2 protein-coding genes are annotated in these 18894 nt (G+C 31.0%); both read left to right on the forward strand.

The window, feature by feature from the left end; translation table 11 throughout:
• Positions 1 to 13923 carry a D-alanine--poly(phosphoribitol) ligase subunit DltA gene (dltA, locus tag GKC53_00530; GenBank protein ID QRN40662.1) on the forward strand — a complete coding sequence of 4641 codons (13923 nt, stop codon included), beginning with the start codon at positions 1 to 3 and terminating at the stop codon, positions 13921 to 13923.
• A 7-nt stretch (positions 13924 to 13930) separates the two neighbouring features.
• Positions 13931 to 18472 carry an AMP-binding protein gene (locus GKC53_00535; protein QRN40663.1) on the forward strand — a complete coding sequence of 1514 codons (4542 nt, stop codon included), beginning with the start codon at positions 13931 to 13933 and terminating at the stop codon, positions 18470 to 18472.
• Positions 18473 to 18894: the final 422 nt, after the last annotated feature.

The following is an 18894-nucleotide window of genomic DNA, read 5'->3' on the forward strand; positions in this document are numbered from 1 at the left end:
ATGAAACTTGAAAATAATGAAGATCGAAAAAAAAGATTATTAAGAGAAAAACTTGAGGCGGCCGGATTTAAGAAGAATAAGATAAAACGCGAAATAGAATCCCAAAGGCTTAGTAGACAACAGCTACAGCAATTACAATTAGATCCTAATGTAGAGGGAATGGCCAGTCTTTTAGCTTGGAAATTTATTTTTTCAAATTCTATCGTTGTCTCAAGATTAAAAAATGCATTTGAAATATTAGTAAAAAAATATCCAATTTTAAATTCTATCTATGTTAAAAAAAGTGATTTTTTCTATCCTGAAGTGCTACAGCACTTAGATTGGTTAGAGATTGAATCTGGCCTAAATTGGGTAGACACTATAAAACCAATAGATATTAAAAAATCTGCCCCTCTTAAAATATTACTAAAAAAATTTGATGATCATATCGAATTGGTTATAGTTTTACATCACATTGCTGCTGATGAAATAAGCTGGCAAATTTTGTTATCAGAATTAGAAAGTATTTATTTCAAATTAGGTAATAATGAATCTATATCTTTTTTAAGCCATTCTGATGTACAGCCCAATATTGAAAGTAATTTGATAGTTAATTCCAATAAATATTGGATAGAAAATTTAAAGCCTTATTTTCAGTTAGAACGTGTAGATCTATTTTCTATATATAGAAATAAATTAAATAATAAAAACAAGTATATATCCGATACTGTTACACAAAAAATTACCATAGATCAGTTAAAAAAATTGAAGTCGGTAGCTAAAGAACTAAAAGTTAGTCTGACGCCAATTTTGATGGCATCCGTATTTTTGTTATTAACTCGTAGAGGACTGAAAAATACCATTATAGGAACTGCTATTGATCAACGGGAATCAGAAGAATCATTTAAAACAATCGGTAATTTTATTACATTATTGCCCATTATTTTTCAACATGATGATCATACAAGTTTGTATGCATTAATTCGTAAAGTACACCACATAATTATTAAATCTCATAGGTACCGTTTTTTGTGTATAGAAGATCTAATACATGAGTTGAAAATTGTCAATATGGGGATAAGACATCCTTTGTTTGATTTTATTGTCCTACACAGAAATATTAACAGAGAAATTAAATTAGAAGATGAAATAGTAAGAGGACAGCATATTTCCAGCAAACATAGTCTATTTGATGTAGTCTTTTCAATGGATGAAGCAGATTTGACTTTATCTTGTGAATATCATTCTGAATTATTACCTAAAAAATTAGTTGAAGCATTACTACATGATTGGTATGAATTACTTATTCAGCTAGAGTCAGAATCAATAGAGCTAAACAAACAAAATAGACAATTATCTTATGATGACCTTTTTACAACTAAACAACAAGATATTATGGAAAGAATTCAAGAATTAGTGATGTATGACCCCCATAAAATTGCTGTGAATTATCTAGAGAGTGGAGTGACTCGTCAGGAGTTATGGGACAGGGTGAAGATTTTAGCTAAAATTCTTAACAATAAGGGTGTAGTTGTTGGTGACACGGTTGTGATTGCAATTGAGAGATCTATAAATATTCCAATTGCATTTTTAGCTTGTTTATATGTAGGGGCAATATTTGTGCCTTTAGATATTACCCAACCTTTGAAACGATTAACAAAATTTGTAGATAAAAGTAGACCTAAAATAATTATTAGTAATTCCGAATTAATGTGTCAAAAAATTACTAAAAATCTTGGAAATATTAAAAATCTCATTTTGGATAAAAATACATTACAAAAAATATACCATTGCTCATTGGAGAATAAACCCAAAGCAATTATCAATCATAATATTCCTGCTTATGTGATTTTTACCTCAGGCACTACGGGAGAGCCTAAAGGTGTCATTATTAGTAGAATGGGGTTGAACTCAGTTTTAAATGGGATGAAAGATAAATTTATTTTGGAAGATTCCAGTCGATATTTAGCATTATCTACTTTGGGATTTGATATCGCAATTTTTGAAATTCTAGCACCTCTTTACTATGGTATAAATCTTGTTATAGGGAAATCAGAATGGTCAAGGGATCCTGTTGAATTGAGTCATCAGATCAATGTAATAAAACCTTCTATTATTGAAGCCACGCCTAGTTTATGGTCTGAAATAATTAAAACGGAATCTTGTAACTTAGAAGGTATACATGTTTGTTGTGGTGGAGAGACTTTATCTTTAAAAGTTAGCAATCATTTGATAAAAGGTAAAGCCAAGGTGAGCAATCTTTATGGGCCTACTGAAACGACTATTATTTCCACTTATTTAACATGTAAGGAAGATAAAGTTCCTACACTGGGATATTCTTTGGACACAGTGGGCTTTGTCATTTTGAATTATCAATTAGAAATTATACCAGATGGTTTTTTAGGAGAACTATATTTATTTGGTCCTCAGATAGCTCATGGGTATTTACAACTAGCTTCTGAAACATCAGAAAAATTTGTTGCAAATCCATTTATTTCTGGTGAGCGAATGTATCGTACTGGGGACTTAGCATTTATAGATGTATCATCAGGAGAGATTTGTTATTGTGGTCGTTCAGACGCCCAGTTATCTTTGCATGGTGTAAGAGTTGAGGCGCAAGAAATAGAACAGACAATAGAACAGATATCAGGAGTATCTGCGGCTGTCGTTAAAACTGAGGAAATAGGCAATCAATCCGTCCTTTATGCTTATTATATCGGTTCAATTGATGAAAATAAGGTTAGATGGGAACTAAAACAGGTATTACCTTATTACTTGCAACCAGTTTCTATTACTAAGATCGACAAAATACCACTTTCTTTCAATGGAAAAATTGATCGAAAGAAATTACCGAAACCTATGTTGGACGACAATATCGTTCGTCCTATATCAACAGATGAAGAAAAGATAGTTGCTAATGGTTTCGAAAAAGTATTGGGTATTAAAAATATTCATGCAACTTCAAATTTTTTCCAATTGGGAGGGTACTCTTTACAAATAGCGGCTTTACTTAGTTATTTTGAGCACATTACTGGGGTTAGACTGCTTGCTAAAGATATATTCGATCATCCAACAATAGAAGAGATAGCATTATTATTGACTAAAAGGAGAAATAAAGACTCAGGAAATAGCCTATTAAATGAAGACAATAATTTATTAACCAATTTTGATTCTCAACAATTTAATCTGACCATGGGCCAGAAGAGAATTTTAAGTGCGGAGAAAATATCCGAGTTTCCGGGTCTTTATAATATGCCATTAGTTTTAAAAATTTCTGGGCTACCTGATGTAGATTTGCTAAAAAAAGTTTTTTTAAAAATTTTAGAAAAACATCGAATATTAACTAGTGTATATGATATTTCACTTCTAACAGCTAGAATTTTAAAATGGGAGTGTGTTATAGAACAGTGGGATTCATCTTTTAGAATCATTGATTATACTCACCATGATCATCTTTATAAATTGATTAATGAAGAGATAAATCGACCATTTAATCTAGAGGATGAACTGCCGATTAGATGTTTTTATTATAGGTCTCAAGAAGAAAATATCGAAGATTATTTATTAATCGTCATCCATCATATTGTGGCAGATGAGTGGTCAGTAAGAGTTTTATTCAATGAGATTATTGAATTGTATAATAAGTTACTAAAATGTCCTTCAATACCTATCTCAGTGACAGGAAATGTTAGGTATTTTGAATTACTCAATAATTTGGATCATTTTTCGAATAATTCAAAAGAATATTGGCAAAATAAAATGGAAGGAGTTCAATTAACAGAATTACCTTTTCTAACATTTAGTCAAAATATGGAAAGTTCAAGACTGGAGAAGGTCTTACACCAGCAGATTATACTAAATGATCAAGAAATAGCTCAAGTAGAAGAGTATGAAACACAATATAAAATATCTCCTTTTCATTGGTTCCAAACTTGTCTTATCAATGTCTTGGCTAGATTTTCACAACAAGATGTGTGTATTGGCATTCCTGTACATGGTAGAGATCATAGAGATTATATTGATGTGGTTGGTTATTTTTCTAATACTTTACCAATTAGGATTCAATGCGATTTAGACTGGGAAGTACAAACCTTGCTAAGTAATGTTAGAGATACAGTCTTAGAGGCAATGTCTTATGCTGACGTACCTCTGGAGAAAATATTTTTAGATAGCTCTAAGATTCCATTTTCAATTTTAGTTGATTATCGTAAGGGTCAATTGCCTTGTTTGGTTACAGATAATTTTGTTGCTCAAGCAATTAACTGGGATATTAGATTACCTAAATTCCCTGTGATTATTCTCTACACAATAGAAGGGGTTACACATAAAATTGATTTGTTACTATCTGATAAATATTATAATGAACAAAGTGCAGTTTTATTTAAAAATGCATTAGCTAAAAGTATAGATTTCATTCTAAATGATCCAACAAAAAAAATATCAGAACTTAACTATTTTAATATTAATCAGAATAATATTAATTTTAAATACGAACAATATTTTAAAACATCTTCTCAGCCATTCAAATTTTTACCAGAAATAATATATCAATCTTTAATAGATTATAAAAATAGAATTGCTATATCGGGCATGGGTTATGAATTAGATTATAAAAATTTATTAATTGTTTTAAGTGTTATTAGTAAGTTATTGATAGAAAAGTTGGGTAAAAATGGTAAGGAAGAAATTATTATTATCTATGCAAATAATAGATTTGAGCAGATTATATTGATGCTATCTGTTTTGTTTATAGGACGTACTTATGTTGTTTTAGATCCTGATCATCCCAAAGATAGGTTAATTCAATTGATAGATAAACTCAAACCTAGCCTATTTTTAACAACTCAACAATATTCAGAAAAAATCGATTGGAATAATTTTCAATTATGTATAGTAGATTTCAACAATCTATTAAATTTTAATGGGGATCAAACCAGTAAATGTTTTATCAATCCACCTCATCCCAACTATTTAGCGTATATTGTTTTTACTTCAGGTTCAACAGGTGAACCTAAGGGTGTCTCTATCAGTTATGCTGGTTTATCTGATCTTGTATATTGGTTTCGAAATATATTTTATTTGGACAAACCTATCCGTTTATTATCGTTAGCTTCCATGACATTTGATGTTGGACTGATTGAGGTATTATCATCTTTAGTAACTGGAGGACACATAAAAGTTGTTGAAGATCATGAGAGAGCAGGAGAAGATTTATTAAGAGCAGCAAAAGCACATAGTATTACTAATTTAGCGGTGACACCAACCATATTGGATACTTTAGGTAATCCTAAAAATATTGATAAAGATGTTGTGATCTCAGTAGGAGCTGAAGCAGTTTCTAGTAAATCTTTTAGAGAATGGAGCAAAGAACATACTATTGTTAATTTGTATGGCCCTAGTGAAGCATCAGTGAATGCACTTACTTATATAGAGAAGCAATACTTTATGGGAGATCAGGTGCCTATAGGACTGCCAGATTATGGCATGAGTGCAGTTATTTTAGATAGTGCATTACAGCCTGTTCCGGTTGGGGTTAAAGGTGAGTTGTACCTAGGTGGTACAGGGTTAGCCAGAGGTTATTGGAATAACCCAACTGCAACGGCTATGAGATTCATTGCCTCTCCATTTAAAGAATTAGGTTACCGTATATATAGGACAGGAGACCTGGCTTCTATTGATGCAAATGGATTAATAGTTTTACATGGGAGGGTTGATAATCAATTTAAAATTAGAGGCTTAAGGATCGAACCAAGAGAAATAGAAAGAGCATTCTTATCTTTCAAAGAAATATCGTCTGTGTGGGTAGGTGTAGAAGATTCTGTGGAACGTCCCTCTTTAATTGCGGCTATTACCGTAGATAATAATTGTTCTATTCAAGATGTCAGTTTAGAATTTAGAGTTAGGTTAAAGGATAAATTACCTCAATATTTAATTCCCCAAACAATAATTTTATTACCTTCTTTACCAATAACATCAAATGGAAAGGTCAATAAAAAAGAAATAATCAACCAATTCTATCAAATTAAATCTAAGTCTAACTCTAACTCAAACCTACTTGCACCGGAATTCAAGTATCCAAATAATATTTTAATGTTATTGCAGGAGTCTGTTTCTAAAGTACTTTCTTTAGATATTGCTCAGCTAGATGTGAGCAAAAATTTTTTAGAATTAGGGGGAGATAGTATTGGTGCATTACAAGTTATTGGCTATTTAAAGAAAAATAACATTCCATTAACCCCTAAAGAATTATTTGAAGCAGAAAGTCTAGTTAATTTAGCAATGATGTTGAAAATTGAAGATAACAGTGCTTTAGGGAATTTAGTATATAAAACCAAAAATTTAAAATCACAAGAAGATGTTGGAAGTTTTTTACCAACAATTATTATTCAAGAATATTTACAACAAAATAAGTCTGATCAACTTTTTGCCTATAGTATATTGTTAGATGCTCCAAGGGATATTGATGAAAAAATAGTAGTATTGTTAGAGAAACTGATAGCAAGACACTCATCATTGAGAACAAGATATATAAGTTCAGAACTTGCTATCACTTTACCAAGTAATCATCCTAATGTGATGCCTGAAGTGATAGTTCTAGAGGGTGATGATTTATCATTTGATGTAATAAAAAATAATTTAGGTAAATTTTTAAATCCTTATTTGGGTAAAAATATAGTGGTTGGGGTGATTAATCATGTCAAAAATGCAGAGAAAAACATAGTATTAATAATTCACCATCTGGCTGCAGATATGGTTTCTGTTAGGACTATCTTAAAAGAATTGAGATTGCTCTACCAGGAAAAGGAGTTGTTACCTGTCTTGTATTCATTAAAAGAATACGCAAAAATATTTGGCTCACAAAAGATACAATTTTTATCATCAGAAATACCTAAACATAGGGCTAAAATAATTTCAAAAAAATTAGACCCCAAGTTAGATACTGCATTTAAATCTAAGATGATAACAATATCTATTAATCATATTTTAACTGCTAACTTAGTGGAGACTTTAAATAGACTTAGAAATAATTTTTATGATGTCAATTTAAATATCGAACATATTTTAATTTGTTTGGTGGCAAAATCAATTGGTCATATGGATAAATTCGGTCCTGGTATTACCTCTATTGATCTAGAGTCTCATGGAAGAGATCAATTAGATTATCTAGAAACGGTGGGATGGTTTACCACAATTAGATCTCTTGTGATCCCTACGAAACTTGATTTAAAAGAACAGATTACCTATATACATACACAACTGGGGGATAATAACAATGCATTTAGCATTGCTCATGACCACCAAGATCGTTCTGAGATTTCATTTAATTATTTAGGGGAGTTAGATCTGGGTTTGGATGGCAATAAAAATCAACAATTGTTTAATACAGTAAAAGGTGAAGAAGCATTATCAATATTGTATTCTGATGAGTTACCATTGAGAAATCCTATTTCTATCACAGCACAACTCGTTAAAAATCAAAACCAACAACAGTTAAGGTTAAATTTTATTTGGTCTCCTCGACTAGTTAGTAACAATAAACTTAAGCAGTTTATTAACCTAATAGAGAATGAAATTGATTCTTTGAAAAGAAATTGTCATTTGCTTGTGGAACAAAAATATTTACCTTTGACTTATACACAAGAGGGATTATTTCAAATTCAGGAAACAGGTATAGAAAGTAATAATGCCTATATTATCAAAATAAGGCTTTTTTTTGAGGGGGATCTTAACTCAGAGCAATTAAAGTATGCATGGTGTCAAGTTTTATTAAAACATGAAATGTTAAGAGCTTCCTTTCATAGGGAAGATGAAGAATATTTTGCAAAATTGGATGGAGTTAAACTAGATTGGCTCTATGAACAATATGTTTCTGATGACGTACACGGTAGTTTTCTAGAATTTATTGAACATACGGAATCAAAATTGAATAGAAATTTTAATATTAATTCTGCTCCATTATTTAGAGTTTGTATGATTTCAAAAAATAAAAAAGAACACGTCATCATTTTATTGATGCATCACATATTAGCAGATGGTTGGTCAAGTCCTATTATTCTTAGAGACTTATTTGATGCTTATAAAGGAGAGCTTATTGTAAAGACATCTTCGATTGCTACAGTCATTAATTCAATCAAATCTCAACCTAAAAAAGAAGCATTATATAAATGGAAGAAGTATTTGAGAGGTATTCATAGTACTATTTTGGTTCAATCAGGAGAAGATAAGGGATATAGAAGAGAGTTAAAATGGAATATAGGAAAAGAGAATTTACTGCGTTTACAAGTATTGTCTAAAGAAAACAAAATTACGTTTGGATCTCTGTTACATGTCATTTGGGCCAAATGTCTAATGAAACTAACTGACAAGAAAAGCGTTAGTTTTGGCTCAGTGACAGCAGGTAGGCCAAGTTTTATTAAAGATATTGAGAATGTAGTAGGATTATTTTCTAATACTGTACCTATTCATATCACCGAAGCGAATGGTTCTCTTTTAGAGTCAGCTAGGAAAGTCGGTGAGATTTTATTGATGTCATCTGATGTGCCCATCCCTCTTTCAGAGCTTTTGTCATTATCTGGACAAGATCAATTATTTGATAGCTTATTGGTTATAGAAAATTACCCTATAGACTTTAATATGTTATCTAATCCTTTGCCTGGGGTCAAGTTAAGCAAATACGAGTATGAAGATGGAACTCATTATCCAGTCAGCATTATTTTTAATGTTGGATCTGATTCGATACAGGTGAGATTATTAATGGCTAATGAAGTAGATTTTGGATTTTCTATTGAATTTGTCAGAAATACCTTTAATGATTGTGTTAATGAAATCATCAATAATAAAGGAAAATTCACTAAGAAAATATTGTCTAAGGATAATCATTTAGTGGATAGAATTAGAGGAATTCAGCTTACAGGTCAATCTTTAAAAAATCGTCAACTAATAACAATCAGTAGTGCTGTATGTGATAGCCATCTTAATAATTTAACGCGGCGTCTCATCCAGTTTGGTTGTCGACCGGAAACTAAAGTAGTCATTTCATTGCCCAGAAGCATTGAGGCTGTTTTATTAGCAATCTCTGTATGGAAAACTGGAGCTTGTTTAGTTCCACTTGATTGTGAAATTGAAAATTTAAGGTATTTACAGATCATTGACAGGCTAAAACCAGAAATAATTATTGATATACACTCTATTGAACGATTGGGTCTGATGATTGACCTTGACGAAATAGATGATAAAACGGGAAATGAGAAACCATTTACCCCATCAGAACGATTAAGCTCAGTTAGTTTGGCAAATACTGCGTATATTATTCATACTTCTGGAACCACTGGTGTCGCAAAAGCTATTAGTATGCCTTGGTCTGTGATGGAGAATTTAATTAATTGGCAGAAAGAGGAAATTTCAATCAATCAACAACAAGTGATTGCACATTTTGCACCTAGTTATTTTGATGTTTCTATACAAGAATTATTAACTGCTTTTGTATTTCAGACTTCGATGGTTATTGTACCAGAAGACTTGCGTAAAAATATTTCAGATTTGTCATACTATTTGGAACAAAATAGGGTTGATATTTTGTTTGCAACTAATTTGGTTATCAATGAATTAGCATCTGTTTACATACATAAAAAAATACCTAATTTGGAACATATTATTCAAGCTGGTGAAAAGTTAGAAGTTAGTTCAGCATTGGCGCAATGGATCAGTAATGATGATGGCCCAAAGCTGCATAATCATTATGGTCCAGCGGAAACGCATGTTGTCATGGCAGATAGTACATTCAGTAGTGAGAAAAAGGTAGCCTCTATAGGCAAACCTATTACCAATACTGATTTATTAATCTTAGATGAACAGTTAAAAGAAGTTTCTTTAGGTAGAATCGGTGAGATATATCTTGTGGGGAAAAATCTATCGAATGGTTATATTAATGATCCGGTACAGACAGCGATTAGATTTGTAGCTATTCCTAGGGAGATTAATATAGGATTTAAGGCCACAAGAATGTATCGTTCTGGAGATTTAGGTTATAAAAGTTCAGATGGTAATTATTATTGTTTAGGTAGAGCTGATGATCAAATTAAGATTAAAGGTATTCGAGTAGAACCAGGGGAAGTTATCAGTGCTTTATCAAATATCAAAGGTGTGGTAGCAGCTAGTGTAATTTCTAACCAAGAAAAGAATGCAACGGGGTTGTTAGCTGCAGTTGTCATAGATTCTGATAGTCTCCTAACAGAAATAGATATTGAAAAACAGTTGTCACAAGTATTACCCGACTATCTATTACCTAATATTATCAAAATTGTAGATATCATTCCAAAAACTAAAAATAATAAAGTTGATATACAATGCTTGAGAAAAACAATTTTGGACAGAATTACTGTATCTAGTAACATCAGTGTATCTAGCTATAACTTTAAATTAGACATAATAAAATCTATTATGACTTCAGTACTCTGTAGTGAACAAACTATTAGAGATACAGATGATTTTTTATCTGTTGGTGGCCATTCTCTATTGGCTACTAAATTAGTTACTAGAATTAATCAAACTTTTGATAGTAACTTAATTATTAGTGATATTTTTGAATTAAGAACACCTTTAAATATTTTAAAAAAATTGGATGAAAAGCCAAATTACTCACTTTCTAGGGTTAAATGGAACAGAACTAATAGAATTGTTGCAAGTTCTGCTCAAACAAGATTTTGGGCACTGTCTCAGGTTGTTAATACAGGTTCTACTTATCATTTACCATTAACAGTAAAAATAAAAGATGAAAAAACACAATATAATAGTCAGTTGTTATTCAATCTTTTCAAAAAAACTGTATTACAGATAATCCACAGACATGAATCCTTACGGACAGTTATTAAAACTGATGAAGATGGCCCATATCAGTTGGTTTTATCAAAAAATCAATTGGAATCACGTTTAATGGCAGTGCATAAAAAAATCAAACAAAAGTTTTTACCACATCAAATTAATTTATTTCATAGTAAATCCTTTGATTTGACTAATGATTTAATGTTGAGATTTGGTTTATTTACACTGGAAAATAAAACAACTGTATCAGGACAAGAACATGTTTTACTTATCACTATTCATCACATTAGTTGTGATGCTTGGTCCATTGCTAATATTCTTAAGGATTTTAATATTATTTTTAATAATTTGTTGAAAGATAAGGATTATTACATAGAAGAAACTGAATCGAATTATATTAATGAAATAGGGAGAAGGGAATTATATTGGACTAAAAATAATATGTCAGATAGAGATTTAAATTATTGGAAAAATCAATTACGTGATTTACCTTGTCCTATGAATCTTCCCTGCGACTTTCAAAGGCCATCAGAGCCCCGATTTAAGGGAGATCTTTTAGAGTTTAATTTTGGGTTGAATATTGGTCGGAAAGTTGTTTCATTTGCTCAAAAAAATAATTTAACGCCTTTTATGTTTATACAAACATCTATTGCTTTATTGTTGCATAGACTGGGGTGTGGAAGAGATATTGTGCTAGGAACACCTGATTCAGGAAGACAGGATATTATAGATCAAGAAATTGTGGGTTGTTTCATTAACCTTATTGTTTTGAAATTTAACTTATCGGGGAATCCTACTTTTTTAGAGTTGACTAGAAGAGTGCGAAGGACTGTGATGGATGCTTATTCCCATTATACAACTTCTTTTGAGCAACTAGTTAAGGAATTTTCTTCTAGTGGGGTTAAAACTAGCCATCCATTATTTACAGTAGGCGTGGGCTTACAAAATCCAAGCGATTTTACTTTCAACTTATCTGGATTAAATATAGAGGCTATAAATTATAAACCTAAAGTGGCGAGATATGATCTAAATTTTGATGTAATTATCAGTAACTCAAATCCTGAATTGAAATTTTTGGTTGAATATGATACAGGATTATTTACTAAAAAAAGCATTGAAAAAATGATGCTTAGATTAGAGATGATTATTGAGCTTGCTTTATATTTTCCCCAACAACATTTATCAGATTTTTCAATTTTACTACCATCAGAACGTCTTAATTTTTATCAAAAAATATCAAAAGATTTCACAATTGGAGAGATAGATTTAAATTGTCAAAGGATTGTACATGGGTTTTTACCACAAGGAGTTGATTACTCTAAGTTAATTTCTGATTCTACCCAGAGTTTAAGTTATGAGTCATTTGATGATCAAGTTAATTTAATAGCAAAGAAATTATTATTAAAAGGGGTTAGGCAAGGAGATTTTATTTGTATTTCTTGTAGCAGATCAATTAATTTTTATGTAGCGGTATTGGCGGTATTAAGAATAGGAGGAACTTATGTGCCACTATCTTTAGAAACACCTGAAGATAGGGTATCTAATATTATTCAGCAAGCAAATATAAAATTGATTATCACTGATACTAAGAGAAAATTGTCTAATATTAAAATTAATTCATTGATATTAGGTTTAGAAAGTGATTTACAGAATGAAGTGAATATCAATATAGAGTTACCTGATATACAGTCTCTGTCTTTAGAATTAGGTGCATATATTATTTTCACTTCAGGTACGACTGGGGAACCTAAAGGTATTTTGGTTAATCGTAAGCACTTAGCTCTGGCTCTAGATGGAATGAATTTGAGTATTCCTAAAAAATCATTAGATTGCTATTTCTCTTTTTCCGCTTTTAACTTCGATTTAGGTGTTTTTGATGTATTATGGCCGATATGTAATAATCTTGAAATTTATATTACCGATGAAAATCAAAGACTTAATCCTAGCTTAATAAAACCAATAATGCAGAGTAAAAAGTCAATGATTTCTTTATCTACACCAAGTTTTTGGTCAATTCTTTCTAGTGTCGTTAAGAGCGAGGATCCAAAAGATTTTTTTGCTGGATTTAAAATTTTGTCTGCAGGTGAACTTTTGGCAGAACCATTAGCACAAAAATTAAAACAGCAAGGTGCTGAAGTGTGGCCTTCTTATGGCCCAGCAGAAACCATTATTATTTCTAGTATTTATCATTATAGGAATGGCATACCATCTTTAGGTAATGATTTTAAATATGTAAAAACTTTTGTATTAGATGAATATTTAAATCCTGTACCAGATAATGTTAGTGGTGAAATATATATTGCTGGCTATCAGTTAGCTTGTGGTTATATAGCTAATCCAGAACTTACTTCAACAAAATTTATTGCTAATCCTTTCTTTACTGGAGTAATGTATCGTTCTGGAGATATTGGAGTATGGAAAAATCAACAATTATATTTTCAAGGTCGATCAGATACTCAAATTTCGATTAGAGGTCACCGTATAGAAATTGGAGAGGTGGTTTCTGTTTTATTAGAACTATCTGAAGTTAAAGAAGTAGTTATTAAATTATGTACCCAAGGGACGTCTTCGTTTTTAGTTGCCTATATTGTTTTAGAACAAGGTTTTAGTGAGGAATGTTTTCCACAAATAAGGAAAGATATTACCAGAAAGTTACCTGAGTATATGGTTCCGCATATTTTAATTCGTATTGATCAAATACCTTTAACTTTAAATGGAAAAATCGATTATAGAAAGTTACCTAATCCTCAAAATTTTCAAATAGGAGAAAAGGTTAAAACAAAGACTGAAAAGGATATTGCACAACTCATAATGGATTTACTGGGTATTCCAGAACCGAGTAGAAATGCTGGGTTTATTAGTCTTGGACTGGATAGTATTTCAATTATTTTATTGTCTAATAGATTAAAAGACATGGGTTATGATTGTACACCACAAATGATTTTTGAAAATCAGAATATTTATACTTTAGGACAAATGATAGACGATTTGAAATCTACTCAAAAAAATACTCTTAAATATCATTCTGATCATGTAGAAGTTAATGTTATTGAAGAACTTAGAAAAAATAATTCTTTACAATCAGTATTAAATAAATGGAAAAATAAAAAAAATAGAGAGTGAGTATTCTATGGACAACGGGGTAGATATTATTGATGTATGGCCAGTGAGTCCTTTGCAAGAAGGGCTGTTTGTATTGCATAAGTTATCTCAAGGTAAGGATCCTTATCATATTCAATTTTCATTTCGCATAGAAGGGAATATTGATAAAGATTTATTAAAATCTTCTATTCACCTATTATTAGATCGTTATCCCAATTTAAAAGCGGCTTTTTTTGATGAAGATTTAGAATATCCTATACAAATTATTCCCAACAAAGCTGAGTTTTATTGGAAAGAAATACCCATAGACACCTTAGATGATATCATTGCAACAGATAAACGTGTTTTAGCAATAAGCAAGGAAGAATTTGCAAAACCTTTCGATTTGACTGCTGGCTCATTGATTAGATTTTTATATCTATCAGGTGAGAAAGACGTTCATTATTTTATAATGACAGCTCATCATATCATTATTGATGGTTGGTCACTACCTATTTTTTTTAGTGAATTAATGAAATTATATGTATGTTGTAAAAATCGATCATTTTTGTTGGTAGAGCCACCTAATTACAGAGATTATGTAATATGGTTGGGGCAGAAGAGTAAATCCACAGCATTAAAGAAATGGCAAGAATATTTATCAGGGGTAAAACAACCAACTTTTTTGTCTAATTTCGATGGGTTGGGGTTTAAAATCACATTACCGGCAAGGCATCAAGGGTATTTATTAAAAGAAGAAACAAAAATATTATCTAAATGGTGTCAGCAAGTTGGATTGACTATTAATTCAGTTTTTTTATTTGCATGGTCTTTTGTGTTAAGGAATATTCTTAATCAAGAAGATGTATTATTTGGATTAACCGTTTCTGGTCGACCTGCAGAGATAGTCAATGTAGATAATATGATCGGTTTATTCATTAATACAGTACCATGTCGGGTACATTTAATTCCTGACGAAACTATTTTGGAACAGATCAGAGCACTACAACATAAGTTATTTGAGATGAGGGAATATGGATTTATTGGATTAACTGATATTCAGCGTGCATTAAAAATGAATCAATTATTCGATACACTGGTCATTTTCCAAAATACACCTATTGCTTATGAGACTAATTTTGAATTAGGCGACACAAAAATTTATCCATTAAAATCCTCGGATTCAACACATTATCCCCTAACATTGGTAGGGGCAGTTGTTGATGGTGAATTTAGACTAGAGTTAGAAGTGAGGAGTGATATTACTGACTCTGTCAATGCTCAATATATCGTTCAGTCTGTTTTGAAATTTTTAAAAGAAGTTTCTCAATATGAAAAACAGTGTCTATCCAGTATACCTATTTATTTAGAGCAAGGGTTCGTTACTAATCTTAATGTTGATAAAAACATCAAATATACAGATAGTATTTGGGCAATTTTTCAAAAAAATGTCAAAAAATTATCCCAAGAAAAAGCAATTATTATTCCATTATCTGGAGGAGGAGAAAAAACTTACACTTGGATACAACTAGACACACTAGTTCGTCAAATCTCTTTACTAATTAAGCAAAAGGTGAAACAAGAAAATCTAGAAAGTGGTTGTACAGTAGGGATATACTTGCCAAGAAATGAATATTTTGTTGCAAGTATTTTAGCGTGTATTAAGTTAAATTATGTTTTTATTCCTTTTGATTACTCTTTTCCTATAGAAAGGGTTGAAAATATTGCAAATAAAGCACGTATCAAGCTAATTCTTAGTAATAAGCAATCAGTTATTGATACAGTAGCCACTTTAAATTTTGCAGCATTAAATTTTTCTGGGTTATCTCTTGATGATGATAACGACTATACCATTAGTTTAGATCAGCCTTTGTATATCATTTTTACCTCTGGATCTACTGGAAATCCCAAGGGGGTTACGGTGTCTCAACGTAATATAATAGCTCTACTCAAATCTCATCAGAATTTATATTTAAAAAAATTGCAAAAAGAAGAAAATAGATTATTGCATATTGGGCATGCATGGTCTTTTGCTTTTGATGCATCTTGGCAACCGTTAATATGTTTTTTATCGGGTAATACACTTGTACTTTTAAATGAATCAATCCAACGTGATCCTAGTTTATTTGTTGAAGCAATTCAACAGTATCAAATAGAGTTTATTGAAACTTCTCCTACGATGATAAAACATATTGATTTAAATGTTTTATTTTCTAAAAAGAATTCTAGTTTAAAAATTCTAGGCTTGGGTGGTGAGCCTATTGATGTTTTATTATGGAGACGTTTATCAAATATTGATAGTATTAAGATACTAAATTTTTATGGGCCAACAGAAGCGACTGTTGATGCAGTGGTGGCGGATATTTGTGCAAGTAACACGCCCATCATAGGTTTTCCGTTAGATGGAATTAAAGTTCAAATATTAGATAATTGGTTAAGACCTTGTGCTCAAGGTGTTATTGGAGAACTTTATTTATCAGGAGACCAAATCACAGGAGGTTATTTTAATGACCCAGAAACAACTTCCATTAGATTTGTCGCTGGAGATAATGGTTGTCTTAGATATCGTACTGGAGATTTAGTTTCAATTAATCGACAGGGTCAATTAGTCTATCATGGACGTTCTGATTTTCAAGTAAAGATTAGAGGTTTTAGAGTTGAACCCAAAGATATTGAAGAAAATTTAATGAGAGATTACAGAATTGCTGATGCAAAGGTCTTTCCGGTATCAACTTCAGCAGGATTGAGACTAGCAGCCGCCATTATATTAAACCCCATATATGTTAGTGATGAAATTAACACTCAAATTATGGTCGATTTTAGGAAAAAAGTACCAGCTTATTTAGTACCTCATTACATTGTAGTTGTTGATAAATTTCCCATGACTATTAACGGAAAACTAGATGTTAATGCATTACCTAAGATACAAAAAAAAGTTATAGAAAAACCAAAAACCGAAACAGAGGTGAAACTAGTTCAATTGGTAGCTAAGTTATTAGACTTTGAATCTGGAACATTAATTGATGTACTTGAAGATTTACGTCATTATGGTTTGGATAGTATTTTGGTGATACAGTTATGTAATCTGATCAAGCAAAATGGTTATTTCGCGACACCAAGGATGATTGTTGGTGCTAAAACAATTAGACAAATTGCCTTACTAATAGAAAAAAATACAGTAAGACAAAATCATTTTGATGATATTGCAAAAAAATATTATCCGTTAACACCTATTATGAAGTGGTTGGTGAATTTTGATCGTTGGCAACATTTTTGTCAGTGGTCGATATTTACCTTACCACACGATTATACAGAGGAACGACTGAAAGAAAATTTAAAGCATATTGTTAAAATTCATCCAATGTTACGATCTAGAATTCACAAAAATGGTACTAACCAGTTTTTTGAAATTATGAATGTTGATCAATTCAATTCGAATGAAGATAATTGGATACTTTGTGTTAATAAACCGTTAATGCAACATGAGAAGATCGAACTTCAAAATATTTCACAGCAAATTACAGCACTAATTGATCCTCAGTTAGGCGTTAATATAAAAATTGTTTATTTTCCAAAACATGAACAAAAGGGCGGACATATTCTAATATTTATTCATCATTTGGTGGTTGACGGTGTTTCATGGAGAATTTTATTAGATGATTTCCGACAGTTAGAAATAAGTAAAAAAGTGATTATACCAGAGAGAACTTACTTTACTACTTGGTCGAATTTATTAGTGGAAAAATCTAAATCCTCAATAGTATTAGGTTCATTACCTCATTGGAAGAAATATTTAGATATTAGTAGGGAACCATTGGGAGAAAGGTATATTGATACTGAACGTGACCTAGCAATAGATGCTTATACGATGACTGTATTATCTGATTCACAAAAAGTCAGAATTTTAAAAGATGTAACCTTATTTAATTTTACAGTAGAAGAGGTATTATTATTAACCTTATTAGAAACAGTATTGGTTTGGTATAAGATAAGGTATCCCAATCGGATTGGCATGGAAGTACAAGAAATTCTGATTGATCGTGAAAATCATGGTCGAGACGAACAAGTTTTTGATGAATATGGGAATAGTGATGATGACTTATCAAGAACAGTAGGTTGGTTTACTACAGTTGTACCATTACGATTAAAACACAGTGATAGTGAAGATATTTTCGAACAACTACATACTATTAAAAATCAATTATCATCGATGCCAAGTAGTTCATTGGAATATTCTCTATTACAAGAACAATTAGGCCCTTCAGGAGCAGAAATAGAATTCAATTACCATGGACTTCTAAATAACGTTTCAAATAAAGATAGTGGTGCTTGGAATATGTTTACAGAGCCAAAAATTTTAGATGCAATACCAGAAGTAACTGATCCCTTGTTGCCACGTACTTATGCCGTAGAAATCAATGCTGGCATTGTTGAAGATGTTATTAATACTGGTGGCGATCAAAGTCATTTGGTGGTGAGGCTTAATTTAAGTGCAAATGTGTTTAAACGAAAAGACCTGGCACAATTACATTGTTTATGGCAAGAACAATTTGAAAAAATTTGTCTGAATCTTACCAAGCGATATCAATAGTTATAACGTATTTTTTATCTGTCTAAATATAGACTGTAGGTTTTATAAAAATAGCTAGTTATTGAAAATAAACCAGATAAGATATTTTTGTTGATTATTTTGTGTTAGTTATTTTACTTCCAGCTTAAGAGTATTTTTTTGAAGAAAAATGTCTGGAATAAAATATTTGATTATATTTGTCTAATTTAAACTACTGGTTACTGATCTAATCCATAAAAGGAATGTAATAGATCTTTACTTTTAGAAATAAGAAATAGGCTGGATTTATTTATAAAATAAAAATATAAAACAAAATACTTAAAATAAATCGGTATGATTTTGATTAGCTGGAATATCAAAAAAGAAACTAGAGGATCGTGGGTAAATCAAAGCAATAAATTAGCTACCGATTATCATCCATAGTTATTTGATGGTAATATTTG

Source organism: Neisseriaceae bacterium, assembly GCA_016864895.1.
GTDB lineage: Bacteria > Pseudomonadota > Gammaproteobacteria > Burkholderiales > Neisseriaceae > QFNR01.